The sequence below is a fragment of the Stenotrophomonas sp. YIM B13575 genome (assembly GCF_042787595.1).
In the GTDB taxonomy this organism is placed as follows: Bacteria; Pseudomonadota; Gammaproteobacteria; order Xanthomonadales; family Xanthomonadaceae; genus Stenotrophomonas; species Stenotrophomonas lactitubi_B.
The window spans coordinates 1-23,265 of sequence record NZ_JBHZOP010000025.1; the positions used below are offsets into that span (position 1 = coordinate 1).

The 23,265-nt window shown below is 67.9% G+C and carries 23 protein-coding genes; all 23 read left to right on the forward strand.

The window, feature by feature from the left end; all coding sequences use genetic code 11:
* Positions 1-152: 152 nt before the first annotated feature.
* The 23 genes from fliL (at position 153) to ACFX4F_RS05845 (ending at position 23,094) form a co-directional block, all read left to right on the forward strand.
* Positions 153-668 (forward strand): flagellar basal body-associated protein FliL, encoded by a 516-nt coding sequence (gene fliL / locus ACFX4F_RS05735; protein ID WP_380653134.1) that lies wholly within the window; start codon positions 153-155, stop codon positions 666-668.
* 10 nt (positions 669-678) lie between these two features.
* Positions 679-1,683 (forward strand): flagellar motor switch protein FliM, encoded by a 1,005-nt coding sequence (gene fliM / locus ACFX4F_RS05740; RefSeq protein WP_025878989.1) that lies wholly within the window; start codon positions 679-681, stop codon positions 1,681-1,683.
* Positions 1,680-2,015: a flagellar motor switch protein FliN gene (gene fliN / locus ACFX4F_RS05745; RefSeq protein WP_099818392.1), complete on the forward strand. Its 336-nt coding sequence runs from the start codon at positions 1,680-1,682 to the stop codon at positions 2,013-2,015. The genes fliM and fliN overlap by 4 nt, the downstream gene beginning before the upstream one ends.
* Entirely contained in the window at positions 2,012-2,419 is a 408-nt protein-coding gene (gene fliO, locus ACFX4F_RS05750) for a flagellar biosynthetic protein FliO (RefSeq protein ID WP_176020774.1), read from the forward strand. Before fliN ends, fliO begins: the two co-directional genes overlap by 4 nt.
* 1 nt (position 2,420) lies before the next feature.
* Positions 2,421-3,200 (forward strand): flagellar type III secretion system pore protein FliP, encoded by a 780-nt coding sequence (fliP, locus tag ACFX4F_RS05755; protein WP_099818390.1) that lies wholly within the window; start codon positions 2,421-2,423, stop codon positions 3,198-3,200.
* A gap of 109 nt (positions 3,201-3,309) precedes the next feature.
* Positions 3,310-3,579, forward strand: a complete 270-nt coding sequence (locus ACFX4F_RS05760) for a flagellar biosynthetic protein FliQ (protein ID WP_005413254.1) — start codon at positions 3,310-3,312, stop codon at positions 3,577-3,579.
* 16 nt (positions 3,580-3,595) lie between these two features.
* Positions 3,596-4,387: a flagellar biosynthetic protein FliR gene (fliR, locus tag ACFX4F_RS05765; RefSeq protein WP_380653140.1), complete on the forward strand. Its 792-nt coding sequence runs from the start codon at positions 3,596-3,598 to the stop codon at positions 4,385-4,387.
* Between the two features lie 162 nt (positions 4,388-4,549).
* The gene (locus ACFX4F_RS05770) at positions 4,550-6,676 is read left to right on the forward strand and encodes a putative bifunctional diguanylate cyclase/phosphodiesterase (protein ID WP_380653143.1); all 2,127 of its coding nucleotides are present in this window, start codon (positions 4,550-4,552) and stop codon (positions 6,674-6,676) included.
* A 133-nt stretch (positions 6,677-6,809) separates the two neighbouring features.
* Positions 6,810-7,940 (forward strand): flagellar biosynthesis protein FlhB, encoded by a 1,131-nt coding sequence (flhB, locus tag ACFX4F_RS05775; RefSeq protein ID WP_089240997.1) that lies wholly within the window; start codon positions 6,810-6,812, stop codon positions 7,938-7,940.
* Positions 7,937-10,039 (forward strand): flagellar biosynthesis protein FlhA, encoded by a 2,103-nt coding sequence (flhA, locus tag ACFX4F_RS05780; RefSeq protein WP_380653146.1) that lies wholly within the window; start codon positions 7,937-7,939, stop codon positions 10,037-10,039. The genes flhB and flhA overlap by 4 nt, the downstream gene beginning before the upstream one ends.
* Before the next feature lie 145 nt (positions 10,040-10,184).
* Positions 10,185-11,804, forward strand: a complete 1,620-nt coding sequence (gene flhF, locus ACFX4F_RS05785; protein ID WP_380653149.1) for a flagellar biosynthesis protein FlhF — start codon at positions 10,185-10,187, stop codon at positions 11,802-11,804.
* A complete protein-coding gene (locus ACFX4F_RS05790) occupies positions 11,791-12,678 on the forward strand; it encodes a P-loop NTPase (RefSeq protein WP_025878980.1) in 888 nt (295 codons plus the stop codon). Before flhF ends, ACFX4F_RS05790 begins: the two co-directional genes overlap by 14 nt.
* Positions 12,675-13,418 (forward strand): RNA polymerase sigma factor FliA, encoded by a 744-nt coding sequence (locus ACFX4F_RS05795; protein WP_025878979.1) that lies wholly within the window; start codon positions 12,675-12,677, stop codon positions 13,416-13,418. Before ACFX4F_RS05790 ends, ACFX4F_RS05795 begins: the two co-directional genes overlap by 4 nt.
* A 19-nt stretch (positions 13,419-13,437) precedes the next feature.
* Positions 13,438-13,830: a chemotaxis response regulator CheY gene (cheY, locus tag ACFX4F_RS05800; protein WP_005413247.1), complete on the forward strand. Its 393-nt coding sequence runs from the start codon at positions 13,438-13,440 to the stop codon at positions 13,828-13,830.
* Positions 13,830-14,435, forward strand: coding sequence for a protein phosphatase CheZ (locus ACFX4F_RS05805; protein WP_099818385.1), 606 nt, complete (start codon positions 13,830-13,832; stop codon positions 14,433-14,435). Before cheY ends, ACFX4F_RS05805 begins: the two co-directional genes overlap by 1 nt.
* A 2-nt stretch (positions 14,436-14,437) precedes the next feature.
* Entirely contained in the window at positions 14,438-16,276 is a 1,839-nt protein-coding gene (locus ACFX4F_RS05810) for a chemotaxis protein CheA (RefSeq protein ID WP_099818384.1), read from the forward strand.
* A 125-nt stretch (positions 16,277-16,401) separates the two neighbouring features.
* Complete coding sequence (locus tag ACFX4F_RS05815) at positions 16,402-17,142, forward strand: flagellar motor protein (protein ID WP_099818383.1); 741 nt, start codon at positions 16,402-16,404, stop codon at positions 17,140-17,142.
* Position 17,143: 1 nt separating this feature from the next.
* Positions 17,144-18,157 (forward strand): flagellar motor protein MotD, encoded by a 1,014-nt coding sequence (gene motD, locus ACFX4F_RS05820; RefSeq protein WP_099818382.1) that lies wholly within the window; start codon positions 17,144-17,146, stop codon positions 18,155-18,157.
* Between the two features lie 4 nt (positions 18,158-18,161).
* A complete protein-coding gene (locus tag ACFX4F_RS05825; RefSeq protein ID WP_380653156.1) occupies positions 18,162-18,944 on the forward strand; it encodes a ParA family protein in 783 nt (260 codons plus the stop codon).
* Positions 18,941-20,314 (forward strand): chemotaxis protein CheW, encoded by a 1,374-nt coding sequence (locus ACFX4F_RS05830; RefSeq protein WP_380653159.1) that lies wholly within the window; start codon positions 18,941-18,943, stop codon positions 20,312-20,314. Before ACFX4F_RS05825 ends, ACFX4F_RS05830 begins: the two co-directional genes overlap by 4 nt.
* A gap of 84 nt (positions 20,315-20,398) precedes the next feature.
* A complete protein-coding gene (locus tag ACFX4F_RS05835; RefSeq protein ID WP_059064119.1) occupies positions 20,399-20,707 on the forward strand; it encodes a lipid asymmetry maintenance protein MlaB in 309 nt (102 codons plus the stop codon).
* The gene (locus ACFX4F_RS05840) at positions 20,704-21,069 is read left to right on the forward strand and encodes a response regulator (protein WP_025878971.1); all 366 of its coding nucleotides are present in this window, start codon (positions 20,704-20,706) and stop codon (positions 21,067-21,069) included. The genes ACFX4F_RS05835 and ACFX4F_RS05840 overlap by 4 nt, the downstream gene beginning before the upstream one ends.
* Before the next feature lie 45 nt (positions 21,070-21,114).
* On the forward strand, positions 21,115-23,094 hold the full coding sequence (locus tag ACFX4F_RS05845) for a chemotaxis protein CheA (RefSeq protein WP_380653162.1): 1,980 nt from the start codon (positions 21,115-21,117) through the stop codon (positions 23,092-23,094).
* Positions 23,095-23,265: the final 171 nt, after the last annotated feature.

Consider the following 23,265-nt stretch of genomic DNA (forward strand, 5'->3'; position numbering starts at 1 on the left):
CGGGCCATGCCCGGCGGAATGTCGGTAATCCGCCGGGCATGGCCCGGCGCTACCGATTTGAACACCCGACGGAATTCCGTCGCGCCCCTCCCCGGCCACTCCGGCACACCCCTTGCATATCCCGGTGAAGCAACCCTCAGGAGCTTCACCCCGTGGCCGCAGCCGCTGACAAAACCAAGAAGACCGCCGACAAGGACAAGACCGCCAAGCCGCGTAGTCCGATCCTGATCACCGCCCTGGTCGCCGTACTGGCCGCCGGCGCCGCCGGTGGCGGGGTGTGGTTCTTCACCCAGTCCAAGCACGAAGACAAGACCGCGCAGGCGCCGAAGAAGACTGCCACCCCGGCCCCGGCGCAGTACTTCGCGCTGGAACCGGCGTTCGTGGTCAACCTCAACGGTTCGATTGACGGCCCGCGTTACCTGCAGGTGGAAGTGCAGCTGATGACCCGGGATCCGGCCGCGCTGGAAGCGATCAAGACCCATGCCCCGGCCCTCCGCGCACGCCTGCTGATGCTGTTCTCGCAGGTCAGCCCGCAGCAGATCGCCGACATCGCCGGCAAGCAGAAGCTGCAGGCCGATTCGCTGGCCGAAGTGCAGAAGGTGCTGAAGGCCGAGACCGGCAGCAACGGTGCCGACGACCTGTTGTTCACCAGCTTCGTGACCCAGTAAGGGCTCCCCGATGAATGACCTGCTGTCCCAGGATGAGATCGATGCCCTGTTGCATGGCGTGGACAGTGGCGCGGTCGAAACCGAGCCGGACGCCCCCAGTGGCGAAGCACGCTCCTACGATTTCGCCAGCCAGGACCGCATCATCCGCGGTCGCATGCCGACCCTGGAAATGGTCCACGAGCGTTTCGCGCGCCTGTGGCGGATCGGCCTGTTCAACCTGATCCGGCGTTCGGCCGAACTGTCCGTGCGCGGCATCGAGCTGATCAAGTTCAACGATTACATGCACTCGCTGTATGTGCCGACCAACCTGAACCTGATCCGCTTCAAGCCACTGCGCGGCACCGGCCTGATCGTGTTCGAACCGACCCTGGTGTTCGCCATCGTCGACAACTTCTTCGGTGGCGACGGGCGCTACCCCACGCGCATCGAAGGCCGCGAGTTCACCGCTACCGAGATGCGGGTGATCCACCTGCTGCTGAAGCAGACCTTCGCCGACCTGCGCGAAGCGTGGGCACCGGTGATGGACGTGGAATTCGAGTACATCAACTCGGAGATCAACCCGCACTTCGCCAACATCGTGACGCCGCGCGAGTACGTGGTGGTGTGCCGCCTGCATGTCGAGCTCGACGGCGGTGGCGGCGACATCCACGTGACGCTGCCGTACTCGATGCTGGAGCCGATCCGCGAACTGCTCGACGCCGGCATCCAGAGCGACCGCAACGACCGCGACGAGAGCTGGGGCCGCACCCTGCGCGAGCAGCTCAACGTGGCCGAAGTCACCCTCTCCAGCGTGCTGGCCAGCAAGCGCATGACCCTGCGCGACCTGACCCGGCTGAAGGTCGGCGACATCCTGCCGATCGACCTCAGCCCGCAGGTGCCGCTGTGCGTGGAGAACATCCCGGTGTTCACCGGTGAGTTCGGCGTCGCCAACGGCATGAACGCCGTAAAGATCACCGCTACCCATCCGCCGGGCACCCGTCCGCGCGTACCCGTCATCCAGGAAGACCCGCAATGAACGATATCGACGCCCTCGAACCGACTCCGGCACAGTTCACCAACCTGCAGGCCGATGAGGCGACCGGCCCGGATTTGAACCTGGACGTGATCCTCGACGTGCCGGTGACGTTGTCGCTGGAAGTCGGTCGCGCCCGCCTGCCGATCCGCAACCTGTTGCAGCTCAACCAGGGTTCGGTGGTGGAGCTGGAGCGTGGTGCAGGCGAATCGCTGGACGTGTTCGTCAACGGCACGCTGATCGCCCATGGCGAAGTGGTGGTGATCAACGACCGCTTCGGCGTGCGCCTGACCGATGTGGTCAGCCCCAGCGAGCGGATCCGGAGACTGCGTTGAGCCTGCTCGCCGCCACCACGCTGGCCGTCGCCAAGACGGCCCCGCAGATCGGCCAGCATGCGCCGGCCGCACCGAGCCTGTTCGGTGCGGTGCTGGCCCTGCTGGCGGTGCTGGCCCTGGTCATCGGCCTGGGCTGGCTGCTCAAGCGCCTGCCCGGCAGCGGCTTCCGCCCGGCCGAGGGCATGAAGCTGGTGGCGAGCCTGAATGTTGGCGCCAAGGAGCGGGTGGTGGTGGTCGAGGTCAATGGCCAGCAGCTGCTGCTGGGCGTGACTGCAGGCGGCATCAACGCCCTGCACACCCTGCCCGAACCGCTGCCGCCACCCGCGCCGGTACGCGTCCCCGACCTGAAGAACCTGCCGAATTTCGCCCAGCTGCTGCAACAGCGGCTGCGCAAGGACCCCTGACATGCGTGTGACCCGTTCCCGTCTTGCCACCCTGCTGCCGTGGCTGAGCCTGATCGCCCTGTGCCTGCTGCCTGCGTTGGCGTTCGCCGCCCCGGGTGCGCCGAGCACGCCGCTGCCGGATATCAACGTCGGCAAGATCGGCGGTGCGCCGGTCAGCCTGCCGCTGCAGACCCTGCTGCTGATGACGGCGATCACCCTGATCCCGTCGATGCTGCTGGTGCTGACCTCCTTCACCCGCATCATCATCGTGCTGGGCCTGCTGCGGCAGGCGCTGGGCACCGGCCAGACGCCGTCCAACCAGGTCCTGCTGGGCCTGGCGTTGTTCCTCACCGCGATGATCATGCTGCCGACCTGGGACAAGGCCTGGAGCACCGGCATGGCGCCGTATCTCAATGGCGAGATCGACTTCCAGACCGCCTGGACGCTGACCACCACGCCGCTGCGCGCCTTCATGCTGGCGCAGATCCGCGAGACCGACCTGATGACCTTCGCCGGGATCGCCGGGCACGGCACCTACGCCAGCCCCGATGCGATTCCGTTCCCGGTGCTGGTCGCGTCGTTCGTCACCAGTGAACTGAAGACCGCCTTCGAGATCGGCTTCCTGATCTTCATCCCGTTCGTGATCATCGACCTGGTGGTGGCCAGTGTGCTGATGTCGATGGGCATGATGATGCTGTCGCCGATGCTGGTCTCCGCACCGTTCAAGATCCTGCTGTTCGTGCTGGTCGATGGTTGGGTGCTGACCGTCGGCACGCTGGCGGCGAGCTTCAATCCGGCCTGATCCGAAGGTCAGCCGAGCATGGCTCGGCCCTACAGACGCGACGCCGGGCAGTGCCGGCCGCCGCATTGACCACCGCCGGGCATGGCCCGGCGCTACCGATGGAACCCTGATGTCTCCCGAACTTGCCTTGACCGAACTGCGTGGCGGCCTGATCACCGTGCTGTGGGTTGCCGGCCCGCTGCTGCTGACCGTCCTGGTGGTCGGCGTTGTGGTGGGCGTGGTGCAGGCCGCGACCCAGCTCAACGAACCCACCATCGCCTTCGTTGCCAAGGCCGCAGCGCTCACTGCGGTGTTGTTCGCACTGGGCAGCCTGCTGATCGGCCATCTGGTCGAATTCACCACGCTGCTGTTCCAGCGCATTCCGCACCTGATCGGCTAGACGGACGCGCACGCAGATGGACGCCGCCACCCAGATGGCTGCCGACGGCCTGAATGCCTTCGGCATGATCGGCACCGTGCTGTGGACCATGCTGCGCATCGGCGCGGTGGCCATGGCGATGCCGATGATCGGTACCCGCGCCGTGCCCGGCCGGGTGCGGGTGATGCTGGCCAGCACCCTGGCCATCGCATTGGCGCCCCTGCTGCCGCCGGTACCGGACTGGACCGGCTTCGACGCCGCCACCGTGCTGACCATCGCCCGCGAGCTGGCGATCGGCGTGGCCATCGGTTTCATGCTGCGTCTGGTATTCGAGGCGGGCGCGATGGCCGGCGAACTGGTCGCGCAGGGCACCGGCCTGGCATTTGCGCAGATGAGCGACCCGCTGCGCGGCGGCACCTCCGGTGTCATCGGCCAGTGGTTCTACCTGCTGTTCGGCCTGCTGTTCTTCACCGCCAACGGCCATCTGGCGCTGATCTCGCTGGTGGTGGACAGCTACCGCGCCCTGCCGATCGGCGCGCCCCTGCCCGACCCACATGCCTTCTTCAGCATCGCGCCGACCTTCCTGCTGACCGTGCTGCGCGGGGCGCTGACCCTGGCCATCCCGCTGACCGTGGCGATGCTGGCGGTGAACCTGGCCTTCGGTGTACTGGCCCGCGCCGCGCCGGCACTGAATCCGATCCAGCTCGGCCTGCCGGTCTCGCTGCTGCTGGGCCTGTTCCTGCTGACCCTGCTGGTCGGTGAAATGGGCCCGCCGGTGCAGCGCCTGTTCGATGCCGCCTTCGAGGCCGCTGGTGCCGTGACCCGCTGACGCGGTCATCACGTTTTGCTGCTTGCCGTCCCCCCCGGTGCCCGCGTTAAAGTGAATGCGCAGCGACCGGGGGGACGCTGCAACCGGCGGTCTCTGGTCGCCCGCCTTACGCATGCCCCACCGTAGTTTTTCCGTTGACAGGCAGGTCCGGGAGACTGACGAATGCTGGTAGGCACGTACAACCCGTGGCTGGTCGCGACTTCATTGCTGGTTGCAGTGATGGCGTCCTACACCGCACTGGCGATGGCCGGGCGCACCGTCACCGCGCCTGGCAAGGGCGCGACCTGGTGGTGGCGCCTCGGCGGCGGCTTTGCGATGGGGCTCGGCATCTGGTCGATGCACTTCATCGGCATGCTCGCCTTCGACCTGCCCATTCCGCTGGGCTACGACCTGCCCATCACCCTGCTGTCGCTCGCACTGGCGATCGGCTCGTCGGTGTTCGCGCTGTGGCTGGTATCGCTGCGCACCCTGCCCCATCCGCGCCTGGCCGGTGGTGCCCTGCTGATGGGCAGCGGCATCGCCAGCATGCACTACGTGGGCATGGCCGCGATGCGCATGCAGCCGGGCATCGACTACCAGCCGGTGTGGCTGCTGCTGTCGCTGCTGGTTGCGGTGGCCGCGTCATGGACCGCGCTGTACGTGGCCTTCCGCCTGCGCGCGCAGCACACCCGCATCGGCGACCGCCTGGCGGCCGCCGGACTGCTCGGCCTGGCCATCGTCGGCATGCACTACACCGGCATGGCCGCCGCCCGTTTCCCCGAAGGCAGCGTGTGCGGTGCCGCGGTAGGCGATGGCCTGCAGAACAACTGGCTGGCGATGCTGGTGGTGGTGCTGACCGTGGCGATCCTGGCAGTCGTGCTGGTGGTGTCCTGGCTGGACCAGCGGGTGGAGGCACAGCTGTTGCGCCTGCGCAATTCGCTGCTCAGCACTTCGTTGACCGACGCCCAGCAGGAACTGACCCAGGCCGCGCTGCACGACCCGCTCACCCGCCTGCCGAACCGGCTGCTGCTGCAGCGGCGCATCGTGCAGGCGCTGGCCGAAGCCGAACAGGGCGGCAGCCGCTTCGCGGTGATGTTCATGGACCTGGACGGCTTCAAGCAGGTCAATGATGCCTATGGCCACCAGGCCGGTGATGCGCTGCTGGTGGCGGTGGCCGAACGCACCCGCCAGCTGTTGCGGCCGCACGACATGCTGGCACGGCTGGGCGGCGACGAATTCGTGCTGGTGGTGCGCATCGAGAACGACGAGGACCTGCCGACCCTGGCCCGGCGCATCCTGCAGGCGGTGGGCAGCGGCCCGCTGTTGCCGGACCACGAACTGCTGGTGAGCGCCAGCATCGGCATCGCGATCTGCCCCGACCACGCCGCCAGCGAACGCCAGCTGATGGCCTTCGCCGATGCGGCGATGTACCAGGCCAAGGAGTCGGGCCGCAACGCGTTCGTGCTGTTTGCCGACTGGATGAACGACAGCGCCGAGCAGCAGTTCCGCCTGCTGGCCGACCTGCGCCGGGCGATCGGCAGCGAGCAGCTGTTCCTGCATTACCAGCCGAAGATCCGCGTGGCCAGCCAGAAGGTGGCCGGCGCCGAAGCGCTGATCCGCTGGCGCCACCCGGAACAGGGCCTGATTCCGCCGGACCGCTTCATCCGCCTGGCCGAGCGCAGCGGTGCGATCAACGAGATCGGCCGCTGGGCGCTGGACCAGGCCTGCCAGCAGCTGCGGCACTGGCACGATGCCGGCCACGACGGCTGGACGATGTCGGTGAACCTGTCGCCGGTGCAGTTCAGTTCCCCGCACCTGCTGCAGGACGTACGCGAGGTGATCGAGCGCTACGCGATCGCCCCGCGCAACCTGGTGCTGGAGATCACCGAGAGCACGGTGATGCGCGATACCGATACCAGCCTGCGCCTGCTGCAGAGCTTCTCCGCCCTGGGCGTGGGCATTTCCATCGATGATTTCGGCACGGGCTACTCCAGCCTGCTGTACCTGAAGCGCCTGCCGGCCACCGAGATCAAGATCGACCATGCGTTCGTGCGCGACCTGGAACACAGCGCCGAAGACGTGGTGATCGTGTCGGCCATCGTGGCGCTGGGCCATGCACTGGACATGGATATCGTGGCCGAGGGCGTGGAGACCGCCGCGCAGCGCGCCTACCTGGAGCGCCTGGGCTGCGATTACCTGCAGGGCTACCTGCTCGGCCGGCCGGTGGACGCCGCCCGCTTCATGCAGCTGCACGACCTGCCGCGGCCACGGGTGGAACTGGCCAGCGGACCACCCCGCAACCCCCAGTAGATCCACGCCATGCGTGGATGGCCCTTCCCGCGGACCCACACCCGGCAGCTCCACGCCATGCGTGGATGCCCCACGCCGCCGTCACGGAACGATTCTTGCACGCACCCCGGCATCCCCTGCTGCAGTGCCTGTGATGTCCGAGAACGAATCCGCCGGCGAAAAAACCGAACAACCGACAGAAAAGCGCCTGCGCGACGCCCGCGAACAGGGCAACCTGCCGCGCTCGCGTGAACTGGGCACGGCCGCCGTATTCGGCGCCGGGGTGATCGCGGTGATGGCCATGAGTGGCTCGATGGCCAGCGGCGCCAGCGCCTGGATGCGCCATGCGCTCAGCCCCGAACAGAGCCTGCGCCAGCACCCGAAGGCCCTGTTCGGCCACTTCGGCGACCTGCTGCTGCAGCTGATGTGGGTGATCGCGCCGCTGGTGCTGGTCTGCCTGCTGGCCAGTTTCCTGGCGCCGGTGGTGATGGGCGGCCTGCGCTGGTCGGCCAAGGCGATGATGCCCGACATCAACCGCATGAACCCGATGAGCGGGCTGAAGCGCCTGTACGGCCCCGAAGCGGTGGCCGAGTTCATCAAGTCGCTGCTGCGCGTGGCCTTCGTCGGCGTCGCCGCCGGCATGGTCGTGTGGACCAGCTTCAACACCCTGCGCGGACTGATCCACCAGCCGCTGGAAACCGCCATCGGCGACGGCCTGGGCTTTACCCTGCGGCTGCTGCTGGCCACCGCCGGGGCGATGCTGGTACTGGCCGCCATCGACGCGCCGTACCAGCGCTGGAACTGGATGCGCAAGCTGAAGATGACCCGCGAAGAGCTGCGCCGGGAAATGAAGGAAAGCGAAGGCAGCCCGGAAGTGAAGGGCCGCATCCGCCAGCTGCAGCAGCAGATGGCCAACCGCCGGATGATGGAGGCGGTACCCACCGCCGACGTGGTGGTGGTCAACCCGACCCACTATGCGGTGGCCCTGAAGTACGAAGGTGGGGCCATGAATGCGCCCACCGTGGTCGCTCTGGGCGTGGATGAAACCGCCCTGCGCATTCGTGAAGTGGCCGACGGCAACAAGGTCGCCATCGTCTCTGCCCCGCCTTTGGCACGCGCCTTGTATCGGGAAGGCCAACTCGGCAAGGAAATCCCCGTGAGACTGTATTCAGCCGTCGCCCAGGTCCTCTCTTACGTCTACCAGCTGCGCAGCTGGCGGACCGGCCCGATGCCGTCCACGCCGCACATCCAGGTTGATGAGTTCGGCAACGGGGGCCGCCCATGAGCGCCCAGGCATCCAGCTTCAATACCCGCCGCGCGCTTGAGATGATCCGCCAGGGCCTGGGCGCGCCGCTGATCGTGCTGGCGCTGCTGGCCATGGTCGTGGTGCCGCTGGCCGCACCGGTGCTCGATGCGCTGTTCACCTTCAACATCGCCATCTCGCTGATGGTGCTGCTGGCGGTGGTCTACGTGAAGCGCCCGCTGGACTTCACCATCTTCCCGATCGTGCTGCTGATCACCACCATGCTGCGGCTGGCGCTGAACGTGGCCTCCACCCGCGTGATTCTGCTCAATGGCCAGAACGGCCACGACGCGGCCGGCAAGGTGATTGCCGCCTTCGGTGAATTCGTGATCGGCGGCAACTACGCCGTCGGCATCGTGGTGTTCGCGATCCTGACCATCATCAATTTCGTGGTCATCACCAAGGGCGCCGGCCGCGTCTCGGAAGTGACCGCGCGCTTCATCCTCGACGCCATGCCCGGCAAGCAGATGGCGATCGACGCCGATCTCAACGCCGGTTTGCTGACGCGCGAGGAAGCCAAGCTGCGCCGCGAAGAGGTCCGCGAGGAAGCCGACTTCTACGGCGCGATGGATGGTGCCAGCAAGTTCATCCGCGGCGATGCGATTGCCGGCATCCTGATCCTGTTCATCAACATGCTCGGCGGCCTGGCCGTCGGCGTGCTGCAGCATGGCATGCCGTTCGGCGACGCCGCGGCCACCTACACCCTGCTGTCGATCGGTGACGGCCTGGTGGCACAGCTGCCGGCGCTGCTGGTGTCCAGCGCGGTGGCGATGCTGGTTACCCGCGCCTCGCGCTCGCAGGACATGGCGCAGGCGATGACGGGCCAGGTGTTCGGCCAGTACCGTGCGCTGGCCATCACCGCCGGCATCCTCGGCGTGGTCGGCCTGGTGCCGGGCATGCCCAACGTCGCTTTCCTGACGCTTGCCGCCATCCTCGGCTTCATCGCCTGGAAGGTGTACCGCAAGGGCCTGGTGCCGGCACAGGCCGACACCGCTGCAGGCGATAACAACGCACTGAACGCGCTGGGCCGCCCCGCTGCCCCCGCAACCACGGCGGAACTGAGCTGGGACGAACTGCGTCCGGTCGATCCGCTGGGCCTGGAAGTCGGCTATCGATTGATTTCGCTGGTGGACAGCAACCAGGGCGGCGAGCTGATGCCGCGCATCAAGGGCGTGCGCCGCAAGCTGACCCAGGACGTCGGCTTCCTGATTCCGTCGGTACACATCCGCGACAACCTGGAACTGCCGGCCAACGGCTACCGGGTACTGGTGCATGGCGTGCCGGTGGCTACCGCCGAGATCCATCCTGACCGCGAACTGGCGCTGGACCCCGGCAGTGCGCTTGGCCCGCTGGAAGGCATCGCCGGCAAGGACCCCGCCTTCGGCCTGGATGCGACCTGGATCCAGCCGCACCAGCGCGCCCAGGCCGAAACCCTGGGCTACACCGTGGTCGACCCGGCCACGGTGGTCGCCACCCACCTTTCGCACCTGATCCGCGAACACGCGCCGGAACTGCTCGGCCACGAGGAAGTGCAGCACCTGCTGGCCAACCTGGCCAAGAGCGCGCCGAAGCTCGTCGAAGATCTGACGCCGAAGGCGCTGCCGTTGTCGGCGGTGGTGCGCGTGCTGCAGAACCTGCTGGTCGAGCGCATTCCGATCCGCCAGCTGCGCAAGATCGCTGAAGCACTGGTCGAACATGCTCCGCACAGCCAGGACCCGGCCACGCTGACCGCCGCCGTGCGCACCGCGCTGGGCCGCTTCATCGTGCAGGAGATCGCCGGAATGTCGGCGGAGCTGCCGGTGTTCACCCTCAACCCGCAATTGGAACGTGTCTTGCAGGAGTCCACGCAGGGCAACGGCGCCGCGCTGGAACCCGGACTCGCTGAGCGACTGCACCAGAGCCTGGCCGAATGTGTCAGCAAGCAGGAAGCCCGCAACGAGCCCGCGGTCGTGCTGGTACCAGGCCCGGTGCGCGCCGCGCTGGCCCGCCTGGTCCGCCACAGCGTTCCGTCGCTGTCGGTCCTGGCCTACAGCGAGGTGCCGGAGGACAAGCGCCTGAAGCTGGTCGGAACGATCAGCTGACGCCGCCCCGCAACGCGCCAGAAAACAGACACCACTTTCAAACACCCGCAACAGACAGATTCCAAGGGGAACCCGAACCGTGCAGACCACCGACCACCCGCGTTCTCCGACCGCCACTCCGCCGACTTCGTCCCGTGACCACAGCATGAAAATCAAACGATTCGTCGCCGCCGACATGCGCTCGGCCATGAACCTGGTGCGCAAGGAACATGGTCCTGACGCCGTGATCCTGTCCAACCGCCGGATCGAAGAAGGCATCGAGATCGTGGCCGCCGCCAACTACGATGAGAGCGCCGTGCAGCGCGCCCTGGAAGCGTCGCGCCGCGACGTGGCGCCGCCGCCCGCACCGAAGCCGCGTACCGCCGCCGACGCGGTGATCGCCGCGGTCACCCGCCGTCGCAGCAGCACCCCGGCACCGGAGCCGGTGGCGGCCACCACCTCGGCCGTTGCCGCCCTCGCCCGCGCTGCCGTCGGCGCGACCGGCCGCACCCTGGACAGCGCCGACGAAATCGTGCCGACGCGCGGCAGCACCGGCTTCGCCGCTACGCTGGCGCGCGCCGCCGTCAATGAATCGACGCTGCCGGAACAGATCTTCGCCCCGTTCGCCGACGCCATCGTGGCGCCCTCGCCGGCCGCAGCCGCGCCGGTCAACCGCGCCCGCTTCCAGATCGATCCGCCGCTGGAAGAGAGCACGCAGATGCCGGCAGTGTCGCCGCCGCCGTTGCCGGTTGCCCGCCAGGCCACCGTCGCGCCTGAGGACGACGCAGCCCACGCGCCGGTTGCCATGCAGCCGACGGAAGCTGCACCGGCACCGCTGCCGGCGCTGGCACCGGCACCTGCCCTCACCCTGGTCGCCGACGACGCCGAGATCCGCCACCTGCGCCAGGAAGTGGCCGGCATGCGCCAGGTGATCGAGCGCGAAATGAACCGCTTCACCGATGAGCGCCTGCGCGGCTGCCCGGTACGCGCCACCGCGCTGGACCTGATGGACGAGTACGGCTTCGACGCTGGCATCGCCCGCGACGTGGCCATGCAGATTCCGCTGGAAACCGAAGCGCATCGTGGCCGCGGCCTGATGCTGGGGCTGATCTCGCGCAAGCTGCCGATCGCCCCGGTCGACCCGATGGAGGAAGGCGGCGTGATCGCTCTGGTCGGCCCGACCGGTGCCGGCAAGACCACCACCATTGCCAAGCTGGCCTCGCGCTTCGCCGAAGCCCATGCCGCCCGCGACGTCGCCCTGGTCACCACCGATACGATGCGCATCGGCGCCCGTGAACAGCTGTACGGCTATGGCCGCCAGCTCGGCATCGCGGTGCACGAGGCCAACAGCGGCACCGACCTGGACCAGCTGCTGGAGCGCCTGAAGGACTACAAGCTGGTGCTGATCGACACCGCCGGCCTGGGCCCGCGCGACCGCGCACTGGCCGCCCAGCTGCAGTGGCTGCGCGCTGCCCGCCAGGTCCGCACCCTGCTGGTGCTGCCGGCCAACACCAGCTTCGGCGACATGGACGAGGTGGTGCGCCGCTTCGGCGCGGCCAACCTGCAGGGCCTGGTGCTGAGCAAGCTGGACGAGACCGGCCGCTTCGGCAACGCCCTGTCGGTGGCGGTGGACCACAAGCTGCCGATCACCTGGGTGACCGATGGCCAGGACGTCCCGGACGACCTGCACCGGGCCAGTGCGGCCAATCTTGTACTTCGCCTTGAAGATTTGCGCCGCGCGGCCGATATGCCCTGCAACCCGGAGTTGAACCATGCCGTCGCGTGAGTACGCCAAGCTGACCACCACCTTCCCGCTGACGGCGACCCGCAGCGAGCCGCTCGGCCCTGTGCGCACGATTGCCGTGACCGGCGGCAAGGGCGGCGTCGGCAAGACCAACGTGTCGGCCAACCTGGCCGTGGCGCTTGCCGGCATGGGCAAACGCACCCTGTTGCTGGATGCCGACCTCGGCCTGGCCAACATCGACGTGATCCTCGGCCTGAGCCCCACCAATACCCTGGCCGACCTGGTCGCTGGGCGTTGCAGCCTGGATGACGTGATCATCGAAGGCCCGAACGGCGTGCTGGTGGTGCCGGCCGCGTCCGGCCGCCGGCACATGGCCGAGCTGGCCCCGGCCGAGCATGTGGGCCTGGTCAACGTGTTCTCCGAACTGGAGCGCGAGCTGGACATCATGGTGGTGGACACCGCCGCCGGCATCACCGATGGCGTGCTGACCTTCTGCCAGGCCGCGCAGGACACCGTGGTGGTGGTCTGCGACGAACCGGCCTCGATCACCGACGCCTATGCCCTGATCAAGGTGCTGTCGCGCGAGCGTGGCGTGGACCGCATCCAGGTGGTGGCCAACATGGTGCGCGACCCCAACGAAGGCCGCGTGCTGTACGAGAAGCTGACCCGCGTCTGCGAGAAATTCCTCGCCGATGTCTCGCTGAACTACCTCGGCTGCGTGCCGCAGGACGACTGGCTGCGCCTGTCGGTGCAGCGCCAGCAGCCGGTGGTGAAGGCCTATCCGTCCAGCCCGTCGGCACTGGCGATCACCGAGATCGCCCGCCGCACCGCCCGCTGGCAGGCCCCGACCGAGCCGCGCGGTGGCGTCGAATTCTTCCTCGAACGCATCATCAAGCAGCGCGGGGTGGCCGCATGAAAGGCGCCGCCCAGTACAGAGAGGTCCAGCGCACGGCGGCCAACGAGGTCATCGCCCAGCACTCGGACCTGGTGCGGCGCATCGCCCACCACCTGGCCGCACGCCTGCCGGCCAGCGTCGAAGTGGACGACCTGATCCAGGCCGGCATGATGGGCCTGATCGAAGCGTCGCGCAGCTACGACGCCGACCAGGGTGCCTCGTTCGAGACCTACGCCTCGATCCGCATCCGCGGTTCGATGATCGATGAGATCCGCCGTGGCGACTGGGTGCCGCGTTCGGTGCACCGCCGTGCCCGCGACGCCGCTGCCACCATCCGCCGCCTGGAGCAGAGCACCGGTCGCGCCGCCAGCGCCACCGAAGTCGCCGCCGCGATGGAGATGCCGTTGCCCGAGTACCTGCGCCTGATGGAAGACGCCTCGCGCGGGCAGGTGCTGAGCCTGGAATCACGCATTGAAGACCAGGGCGAGCTGGACACCGTCGCCCAGGGCGGCCCGACCCCGCAGCAGGTGCTGGAACGCGGCGAGTTCGGCCGCGAGCTGGGCAATGCCATCGGCCACCTGCCCGAGCGCGAACAGCTGGTGCTGTCGCTCTATTACGAGCAGGAACTGAACCTGAAAGAGATCGGCGCAGTGCTCGGCGTGAGCGAGTCGCGGGTCTGCCAGATCCACGGCCAGGCGGTTCTGCGCCTGCGTGGCCGACTGAAGATTTTCGAGGCGGCCGACGCCGGCCTCGAGAGCTGATCAACAAAGGAACTCTGCTTTGAACAAGAACATGCGCATCCTGATCGTCGACGATTTCTCGACCATGCGTCGTATCGTCAAGAACCTGCTGGGCGATCTGGGCTTCACCAATACCGCCGAAGCCGAGGACGGGCATGCCGCGCTGTCGTTGCTGCAGAGCCAGCCGTTCGACTTCGTGGTGACCGACTGGAACATGCCGGTGATGACCGGCATCGAACTGCTGAAGGCGATCCGTGCCGATGCCAAGCTGAAGACCCTGCCGGTGCTGATGGTGACCGCCGAAGCCAAGCGCGAGCAGATCATCGAAGCGGCGCAGAACGGCGTGAACGGATACATCATCAAGCCGTTCACCGCACAGACGCTGGAAGAGAAGCTCGGCAAGATCTTCGAACGCCTGGCGGCCAGCGCTTGATGGACACCACGGTCGACAAGAGCGCCCTCGCCCTGCGCCTGCAGGAAGCCCTGGATGCATTGGAATCCGGCGACGAGGCGGCCTGGCGCCAGCGCATCGACGGCCTGGTGGCGCTGCGCACCCAGCCGATGATGAGCGGCCTTTCGCGGCTGGCCCGCGAACTGGGCCAGGCGCTGGGCGAACTGCCGACCGTGCCCGATGAAGCCGGCGAGCTGGACGACGCCTGCGCGCGCCTGGACCACGTGGTGGCGATGACCGAACAGGCCACCCACCGCACCCTGGACCTGGCCGAAGAGTGCCGCAACCTGACCGAACAGCTGCGCGCCGATGGCCTGCAGCCGGGCCAGGACGTGCAGCTGGACCGCATCCGCCACAACCTCACCGAGATCGCCCTGACCCAGAGCTACCAGGACCTGACCGGGCAGATCATCCGCCGCGTGGTGGGCATCGTCCGCCGCGTGCATGAAGGCTTCGGCGCGCTCGGCCTGCCGCCGGAACAGCATCGCACCGACCCGGAACTGGCCGGGCCGGCACTGAAAGGGCTGGACCGCCATGCGGTCTCGCAGAACGACGCCGACGACCTGTTGTCGGATCTGGGGCTGTAACCATGGGCGCGGTAGCCGACGACATCACTGCCGATTTCATCATCGAGGCCCAGGAAATCCTGGATCGCCTGGGCGAACAGCTGGTGTCGCTGGAACAGGCACCGCAGGACAATGAACAGCTCAACGCGGTGTTCCGTGGCTACCACACGCTGAAAGGCGGCGCAGGTTTCCTCGGCATCACCGCGATGGTCGAACTGTGCCACGCCGCCGAAGAGGCGCTGGGCGCTGCGCGTGCCGGCCAGGCCGTACTGCAGGCACATCACTTCGATGCCGCCCAGCAATCACTGGACTACCTGCAGTCGATGCTTGACGCGGTGTCCTCGGGTACCGAGCCCGGCTTTGCCCCGCCCGAACTGGTCGCCCAGTTCGACGTGCATGGCGGTGGCGCGGTTGCGCCCTCGGCCGCCACGCCGGGTGCCGGCGGTGGCGACCTGATCACCGACGACGAGTTCGAAGCCCTGCTCGACCAGCTGCATGGCGGCAAGGCGCCGGCACCCGTGGCGGCGGCGAAGAAGGCCGACGACATGATCAGCGAAGACGAGTTCGAGGCGCTGCTCGACCAGCTGCATGGCGGTGCCGCCCCGGGCAGCAACGCCATCGCAGCGATTGCTGCCGCACCGGCACCGCGACCGGCGCCCGCGCCGGCCGCACCCGCGGCCAAGCCGGCGCCCAACAAGCCCGTCGCCGAAGCCGAACACACCGTGCGCGTGGATACCAAGCGCCTGGACGCCATCGTCAACCTGATCGGCGAACTGGTGCTGTCACGAAACCGGTTGAAGACGCTGCGCACACGCCTGCGCGATGAAGAGCTGGACCGTGCCGTGTCGACGCTGGATATCGCCACCGCGCGCCTGCAGTCGGCAGTGATGCGCACCCGCATGCAGCCGGTCGGCAAGGTGTTCTCGCGCTTCCCGAAGGTGGCGCGCGACGTTGCGCGTTCGCTGAAGAAGGAAGTGGACCTGGAACTGATCGGCGCCGAGACCGAGCTCGACCGCAACCTGGTCGAAGCGCTGGCCGACCCGCTGGTGCACCTGGTCCGCAACGCCATCGACCATGGCGTGGAAATGCCTGACCTGCGCGAAGCGCAGGGCAAGCCGCGGATGGGCCACGTGCGCCTGTCGGCGCAGCAGGAAGGCGACTACGTCAGCATCGAAGTGCAGGACGACGGTGCCGGCATCGATCCAGAAAAGCTGCGCGCCAAGGCACGCGAAAAGGGCCTGATCGATCCGGAAGCCGCCGCCCGCCTGAGCAGCGAGGAATGCCTGCACCTGGTGTTCCTGCCGGGCTTCTCGACCAAGCAGCAGGTCACCGACATTTCCGGCCGCGGCGTCGGCATGGACGTGGTGCAGTCGCGCATCCGCGAACTGAGCGGGCAGATCCAGATCCAGTCGGAACTGGGCCGCGGCAGCCGCTTTATGATCCGTGTGCCGTTGACCCTGGCGATCCTGCCGACCCTGCTGGTGCAGGCCGGCGAAGACGTCTACGCCCTGCCGTTGGCCCGCGTGATGGAAGTGCTGCATGCACCGCGCACCTCGCTGGGCTGGTTCGATGGCCGCGCCGTGCTGGACCGTCGCTCGCACACGCTCGCGCTGGTCGACCTGCGGCAATGGCTGGATGTGACGCCGGCCGCCTCGCCCCTGCTGACCATCGTCGTGCTGCAGGCCGGTGAAGCGCGCTTCGGGCTGGTGGTGGACCAGGTGCGCGGGCGCGAGGAAGTGGTCATCAAGCCGCTGCCGAAAGCCCTGCGCGGCCTGCGCGGTTATGCCGGTGCAACCTTGATCGGCGATGGTCGCATGGCGCTGATCCTGGACGTGGACGGACTGCGCAGCCCACACGACTGACCCGATCCCTGAACGCGACGCGCAAGAGCGCCGGGCCAGCCCGGCGACACAGAAAACTGTGAACTCCGTTACACCAGATTCTCCCGGTGTCTCAAGTCCCATTCATACAAGCCGATACCGGACCCATGGATAGACTCAGCCTCATTGGACTTTTCCTCGCCCTGGCCTCGCTGGTCGGTGGCAGCATCCTCAAGGGCGCCGGGCTGGCGTCGTTGTGGTCGCCTGCCGCCTTTGTGATCGTGATCGTGGGTACCGTGGCGGCCATCCTGCTGCATACCGCGCCGGCGGTGTTCAAGCATGCGTTCAAGATCGTGCGCTGGGTCGTGCGCCCGCCGCACAGCGACCGTCGCGAACTGATCCAGCAGATCGTGGAATGGAGCAACATCGCCCGCCGCCAGGGCCTGCTCGGCCTGGAATCGCAGGTGGAAGCGCAGCGTGATCCGTTCCTGCGCAAGGGCCTGCAACTGCTGGTGGACGGCGTGGAACCCGAATCGATCCGGCACATGCTGGAAATCGAACTCGGCAGCCAGGAACACCAGGACCAGGCCGGCGCCAAGGTATTTGAGGCCATGGGCATCTATGCGCCTACGCTGGGCATCATCGGCGCCGTGCTCGGCCTGATCGCGGTGATGAAGAACCTGGCCGATCCGAGCAAGCTCGGCCACGGCATCGCAGCGGCGTTCACCGCCACCATCTACGGCATCGCCTCGGCCAACCTGCTGTTCCTGCCCATCGCCGCCAAGCTGAAGGGCGTGATCGCCCATTCCAGCCGCGACCGTGAAATGGTCATCGAAGGCCTGATCTCGATCGCCCAGGGCGAGAACCCGCGCAACATCGAAACCAACCTCTCCGGCTTCCTGCACTGACATGGCCCGCCGCAAGCACCACGAAGAGCACGCCAACCACGAAGCATGGGCCATCCCCTATGCCGACCTGATGACGCTGCTGCTCGCCTTCTTCGTGGTCATGTACGCGATCTCCTCGGTCAACGAGGGCAAGTACCGGATCATGGCCGACGCCCTCACCGATGCCTTCGGTGGTGCGCCGCGCACCATCAATCCGGTGCAGGTCGGCAACAAGCAGGTGCAGGGCGGCGGCTGGGACAGCCCGTCGGTGATCAAGTCCGGCACCAAGATCGGGCCGTCCGCACCCGCACCATCGCACGATCCCACCCTGCTGCCGGCGATGGCCTCGCAGATGCGCATGCCGGTGTCGGTGCACAACCAGGAGCAGATCGCTCGTGCCGAGCGCCAGCTCAACAGCATCGCCGACCGCCTTACCGCTGCGCTGGCGCCGCTGATCGACCGCGGCATGATCAGCGTGCGCCGCACCGAACTGTGGATCGAAGTCGAGATCAACAGCGACATCCTGTTCCCGACCGGCTCGGCAGCGCTGGACGTGCACGCGCGCGACACCCTGGCCAGCCTGGCCGGTGTGCTGCGCGACGTGCCCAACAGCGTGCGCGTGGAAGGCCACACCGACAACGTGCCGATTGCCACCGCCACCTTCCCGTCCAACTGGGAACTGTCGGCCGGGCGCGCGGCCAGCGTCGTACATCTGTTTGCCGACCAGGGCCTGCAGCCGTCGCGGCTGGCGATGGTCGGCTACGGTCAGTTCCGCCCGCGCGAAGCGAATGACAGTGCGCAGGGCCGCAACCGCAACCGGCGGGTGATGGTCATCATCCTGGCCGACACCAGTCATTCGGTGGACCCGCTGGGCGAACGCCTGAATGCCGCGACCGGGGCCACCCGCAACGCGAGCGAACAGGCCGCCGCAGCACCGGCCACCACCTCCAGTTCCCCCATCGCACCGGTGCAGTTGCCACCGGTGCCGGCTGGCAGCCGTGTCGGCGCCGCCGTTCCCCCGGCAATGAAGGAGTAATCCGATGCGCATCTGGGCAGTCGCCAACCAGAAGGGCGGAGTCGGCAAGACCACCACCACCCTCGCCCTCGGTCGCGGCCTGGCCGCGCTCGGCCACCGCGTGCTGCTGATCGATCTCGATCCGCATGCCTCGCTGACCCGCGCCTTCGGTGTGCCGATCGAACCGGCACCCAGCGGCGTGCTGGAACTGTTCGGCGCACCACCGGCCGACCTGTCCACGCTCAACCACGCCAGCAACATCGGCGGGCTCGATTACGTGTGCGCGCAGGCCTCGCTGGCCACGCTGGAACGACGCAGCGCCAACCAGCCGGGCCTGGGCCTGGCACTGCAGAACGCCCTCGCCCGCCACCAGGGCCAGCACGACTACATCCTGCTGGACTGCGCACCGACCCTGGGCCTGCTGATGATCAACGCGCTGGCCGCGGCCGATCGCCTGATCATCCCCACCCAGGCTGAGCCGCTGGCCCTGCACGGCCTGGATGGCATGGTCCGCACCGGCGAGATGGTCGAGCGTTCGCGCCGCCGCCCGCTGCCGATCTCGATCCTGCCGACGCTGTTCGACCGCCGCACCCGCACCGGCAATGAATCGCTGCGCGCCATGCAGGACCGCCACGCAAGCCGCGTCTGGGAAGATGCGATCCCGATCGACACCCGCATCAGCAACGCGGCCGGGCTGACCCTGCCGAGCATCGGCGAGGACTACCCGGGCCGTGGCCTGGCGGCCTATCGCCGCGCGCTGAACTGGATCCTCGGTGAGGACGCACGCGCCCTGGAGCAGGCGGCATGAACACCACCGGCATGCTGGATGACTATCTGGACGAGCTGCTCGGCGACATTGCCGTGGCACCGGTCGCACCGGTCGCCACAGATGCCACGCCACGCCCGACGAGTGCAGCAGTCGACGGCCAGCGCGAGCCCGCCTGGGACGACCTTCCGGCCGAAGTGATCCATGAAACCGACACCGTCGCAGCGGCCCCGGCCAACGACGATGCGGCGCTCGAAGCCGCCTTCGACGCCGCTGCCACGCCTGCGGCCGACGCCGAGCGCGAGCCGACCTGGGACGATCTGCCGGCCGAAGTGATCTACGAAACCGACTGCGTCGCGGCCGCCCCGGCCAGCGGCGATGCGTCCCTCGAAGCCGCCTTCGACGCCGTCGCCGCGCCTGCAGCCGATGCCGAGCGCGAACCGACCTGGGACGATCTTCCGGCCGAAGTGATCTACGAAACCGACACCGTCGCGGCCGCCCCGGCCAACGACGATGCGGCGCTCGAAGCCGCCTTCGACGCCGCTGCCGCACCTGCAGCCGACGCCGAGCGCGAGCCGACCTGGGACAATCTGCCGGCTGAAGTGATCCATGAAACCGCGCCCGTGGCTGCTGCCCCTGTCGCACCTCCTGCGCCGGAACCCACCTGGGATGACCTGCCGGACGAAGTGATCTACGAAACCGACGCCGCCGACAGCCTCGCGCACACCGATAGTCCCGGGCTGCAGGCCGCGTTCGAAGCTGCCGCCGATGGCGACGTGGTTCCCGCCATCACCGCGCCGGCCGTTGCCACGCCTGCAGTGCGCCCGGCACCGTCAGCGATGCCGTCGATGACCCGCGCCGCCGTAATGCCGCCGCCACGGATCGCGGTCGACACCCCGTCCAGCAACCGCCCCGGCACCTGGCAGGAGCTGCAGGCGCAGGCACATCAGCCCGCCAGCAGCCCGCACCCGCAGAACCGCCGTGCCGGCGAGCGCACCTCGCGCTGGCTGCGCCTGCGCTGCGGCACCCAGGCCTACGCGCTGGAGCTGCTGAAGGTGCAGGAAGTGGTGCTGCCGGTGCCCCTGCTGCCATTGCGCGGTACCGCCCCGGAAATGCTCGGCATCATGAATCTGCGCGGCCAGGTGGTGCCGGTGATGGATCTTGGCCTGCACCTGGGCGCGGCGTCCGCCGAGGATGACGCGCAGACCCGCATCGTCGTGCTCGAAGAGAACGGCGAGACCCTGGGCCTGCGCGTGTCGGCCGTGGAGGACGTCGCCAACCTGACCGACTCGCAGATCGAACCGCCCGATACCGCCCGCATCTGCCAGATCTCCAATGACCTGTTCCGCGGCGTGGCCCGTATCAGCCAGCGGCCGATGATCCTGCTCGACGCCACGCAGCTGCTGGGGTGAATCGGCACTTCGCGCCGATCACGCCCCTAAAGAACTACCGCGCGGTGCCGTTATGAATGCTGGAACCGTTTGTCCGGAGCAACGATGAGCACTGTCGAACTGGGTGAGGATCTCGGCATCGAGAGCAGCACCGAGCTCAAGAACCGCCTTTCGCCCTTGGTGGCGGAAGCAGGCGAGCTGACCCTGGATGCAAGCCAGGTCGGTCGCATCCATACCGCCAGCGTGCAGGTGCTGTGTGCCTTCGTACAGGCCCGCCGCGAGGCAGGCCTGGGCACCGGCTTCCACGGTTGCACTGCAACCTTCCGTGACGCTGCACGCCTGTTGGGCGTCACCCAGGCCCTGGGCCTGGACGTACCCCATGACAACCTGAAATCTGTGGAGAACGCTGCATGAGCGCACGTATCTTGGTGGTGGACGATTCGGCGTCGATGCGCCAGATGGTTTCCTTCGCCCTCACCTCGGCCGGTTTTGCCGTCGAAGAAGCTGAAGACGGCGCGGTCGCGCTCGGACGTGCCAAGGGCCAGCGCTTCAATGCGGTGGTCACCGACGTCAACATGCCGAACATGGACGGCATCGCGCTGATCCGCGAACTGCGCCAGCTGCCGGACTACAAGTTCACGCCGATGCTGATGCTGACCACCGAATCGGCCGCGGACAAGAAGTCCGAAGGCAAGGCCGCCGGTGCCACCGGCTGGCTGGTCAAGCCGTTCAATCCCGAACAGCTGGTCGCCACCGTGCAGAAAGTGCTGGGCTGATCGCCCCGCACTGCTCCCCCTCTTCGCTTCCGGATCGCCACTGCCATGAGCATGGACCTGCAACGCTTCCACGCCACTTTCTTCGAGGAGAGCCGCGAAGGCCTCGACGCCATGGAGGCTGGCCTGCTGGCCCTGGAATCGGGACAACAGGACCCGGAGATCATCAACTCGGTGTTCCGTGCCGCCCACTCCATCAAGGGTGGCGCCGGCACGTTCGGCTTCGATGCCATCGCCGGGTTGACCCACGTGCTGGAGACGCTGCTGGATGAGCTGCGTGCCGGCAAGCGCGCTCTCGAAGGCAACGCCGTCGATGCGATGCTGTCGTCGGTGGACGTGCTGCGTGCCCTGTTGCGCGAGGCCGAGCACGGCCAGCCCGCCGACCCCGCAGCGGTTGCTGCGGTGAAGGCGCGCCTGGAATCAGTGCTGTCCGGCCAGGCGCCGGCCGCCGCTGCGCCGGCCGCCGCCAGCAAGGTCGACGACACACCGGAAGCCTGGCAGATCGGCTTCACTCCGGCGCCGTCGCTGTTCATGAGCGGCAACGACCCGCTGCGCATCATCCGCGAACTGGAACACCTGGGTTCGCTGCAGGTCGCCGCACGCATGGATCGCCTGCCCGGCTTTGCCCAGCTCGATCCGCTCGAAGCCCACCTTGCGTGGGACCTGGGCCTGGTCGGCAAGGTGCCGCGCAGCAAGATCGAAGACACCTTCGCCTGGGTGCTGGACGACTGCGAACTGGACATCCGTCCGGCCGCACCGCCAAGCCTCGCCACCCAGGCGCCGGCTGCCGTGCCAGTGGCTGCCCCCGCGCCCGCCGCTGCCGCACCGACGGCGAGCGCCGGCGCCAGCCAGGAAGCGGAAACCTCCATCCGCGTCAGCGTCGACAAGGTCGATGCGCTGATCAACCTGGTCGGCGAACTGGTCATCACCCAGGCCATGCTCAAGCAGGTCTCGCACGCGCTGGACCCGGTGCATGCCGAGAGCCTGTTCGCTGGCCTGGACCTGCTTGAACGCAATACCCGCGACCTGCAGGAAGCGGTGATCGGCGTGCGCATGCTGCCGGTCGACGCAGTCTTCCGCCGCTTCCCGCGTCTGGTGCGTGACCTGTCCGGCCGCCTCGGCAAGCACGTGCGCCTGCGCACGATCGGCGAAGGCACCGAACTGGACAAGGGCCTGATTGAAAAGATCGCCGATCCGCTGGTGCACCTGGTCCGCAACTCCATCGACCACGGCCTGGAAATGCCCGACGTGCGTCGCGACGCCGGCAAGGACGAGACCGGCACGATCACCCTGGCAGCCTCGCACCAGGGCGGCCACATCGTCATCGAAGTCAGCGACGACGGCCGCGGCCTGAATCGCGAGAAGATCCTGGCCAAGGCGCACGAACGCGGCCTGGCCGTGCCGGACAACCCGACCGATTCGCAGGTCTGGGACCTGATCTTCCAGCCCGGCTTCTCCACCGCCGATGCGGTCACCGACCTGTCCGGCCGTGGCGTCGGCATGGACGTGGTCCGCCGCAACATCCAGGCGCTCGGTGGCGAGGTGCAGATTGAAAGCGGCCTCGGCACCGGCACCCGTACGCTGATCCGGCTGCCGCTGACCCTGGCCATCCTCGACGGCATGACCGTTGCGGTGGCCGGCGAAACCCTGATCCTGCCGCTGGCCTACGTGCTTGAAGCATTGCAGCCGCAGCCCGACGACATCCGCAGCATGGCCGGCGAAGGCCGCGTGCTGCGCGTGCGTGGCGAGTACCTGCCGATCCTGTCGCTGAGCGAGTACTACGGCTATGGACAACGCGCACCCGGCAGTGAATCGCTGGTGGTGGTGGTGGAAGGCGATGGCCAGAAGATCGCGCTGGAAGTGGACGAACTGGTCGGCCAGCAGCAGGTCGTGGTGAAGAACATCGAGAACAACTACCGCCGCATCGGCGGCGTCTCCGGCGCCACCATCCTCGGTGACGGTCGCGTCGCCCTGATCGTCGACATCGGCGGCCTGGTGCGTTCGTTGCGGGTGCCGCAGGCCGCCTGAGCCGCTCCACGTGCCGTGCCTGACCGCCGCCCTCCGGGGCGGCGGTTTTTGTTTGCGCGCGCATACAACAGCACCCCTCCTTCGCGGCTGGCAGGGCTGCGCGGTCTGCTGTGAACTCCGTCAACCTGCACTGTGAACTTCATCGTGCGCATGGTTTCGCCTGAAACCACG

Excerpts from the sequence above, each read along its gene's own strand:
- flhB (WP_089240997.1), top strand. The coding sequence starts at position 6,810 with ATGTCCGAGAACGAATCCGCCGGCGAAAAAACCGAACAACCGACAGAA.
- ACFX4F_RS05790 (WP_025878980.1), top strand. The coding sequence starts at position 11,791 with ATGCCGTCGCGTGAGTACGCCAAGCTGACCACCACCTTCCCGCTGACG.
- ACFX4F_RS05795 (WP_025878979.1), top strand. The coding sequence starts at position 12,675 with ATGAAAGGCGCCGCCCAGTACAGAGAGGTCCAGCGCACGGCGGCCAAC.
- flhA (WP_380653146.1), top strand. The coding sequence starts at position 7,937 with ATGAGCGCCCAGGCATCCAGCTTCAATACCCGCCGCGCGCTTGAGATG.
- ACFX4F_RS05815 (WP_099818383.1), top strand. The coding sequence starts at position 16,402 with ATGGATAGACTCAGCCTCATTGGACTTTTCCTCGCCCTGGCCTCGCTG.
- ACFX4F_RS05830 (WP_380653159.1), top strand. The coding sequence starts at position 18,941 with ATGAACACCACCGGCATGCTGGATGACTATCTGGACGAGCTGCTCGGC.
- ACFX4F_RS05825 (WP_380653156.1), top strand. The coding sequence starts at position 18,162 with ATGCGCATCTGGGCAGTCGCCAACCAGAAGGGCGGAGTCGGCAAGACC.
- motD (WP_099818382.1), top strand. The coding sequence starts at position 17,144 with ATGGCCCGCCGCAAGCACCACGAAGAGCACGCCAACCACGAAGCATGG.
- ACFX4F_RS05760 (WP_005413254.1), top strand. The coding sequence starts at position 3,310 with ATGTCTCCCGAACTTGCCTTGACCGAACTGCGTGGCGGCCTGATCACC.
- flhF (WP_380653149.1), top strand. The coding sequence starts at position 10,185 with ATGAAAATCAAACGATTCGTCGCCGCCGACATGCGCTCGGCCATGAAC.
- ACFX4F_RS05770 (WP_380653143.1), top strand. The coding sequence starts at position 4,550 with ATGCTGGTAGGCACGTACAACCCGTGGCTGGTCGCGACTTCATTGCTG.
- ACFX4F_RS05810 (WP_099818384.1), top strand. The coding sequence starts at position 14,438 with ATGGGCGCGGTAGCCGACGACATCACTGCCGATTTCATCATCGAGGCC.
- fliR (WP_380653140.1), top strand. The coding sequence starts at position 3,596 with ATGGACGCCGCCACCCAGATGGCTGCCGACGGCCTGAATGCCTTCGGC.
- fliP (WP_099818390.1), top strand. The coding sequence starts at position 2,421 with ATGCGTGTGACCCGTTCCCGTCTTGCCACCCTGCTGCCGTGGCTGAGC.
- ACFX4F_RS05805 (WP_099818385.1), top strand. The coding sequence starts at position 13,830 with ATGGACACCACGGTCGACAAGAGCGCCCTCGCCCTGCGCCTGCAGGAA.
- fliM (WP_025878989.1), top strand. The coding sequence starts at position 679 with ATGAATGACCTGCTGTCCCAGGATGAGATCGATGCCCTGTTGCATGGC.
- ACFX4F_RS05835 (WP_059064119.1), top strand. The coding sequence starts at position 20,399 with ATGAGCACTGTCGAACTGGGTGAGGATCTCGGCATCGAGAGCAGCACC.
- fliN (WP_099818392.1), top strand. The coding sequence starts at position 1,680 with ATGAACGATATCGACGCCCTCGAACCGACTCCGGCACAGTTCACCAAC.
- ACFX4F_RS05840 (WP_025878971.1), top strand. The coding sequence starts at position 20,704 with ATGAGCGCACGTATCTTGGTGGTGGACGATTCGGCGTCGATGCGCCAG.
- ACFX4F_RS05845 (WP_380653162.1), top strand. The coding sequence starts at position 21,115 with ATGAGCATGGACCTGCAACGCTTCCACGCCACTTTCTTCGAGGAGAGC.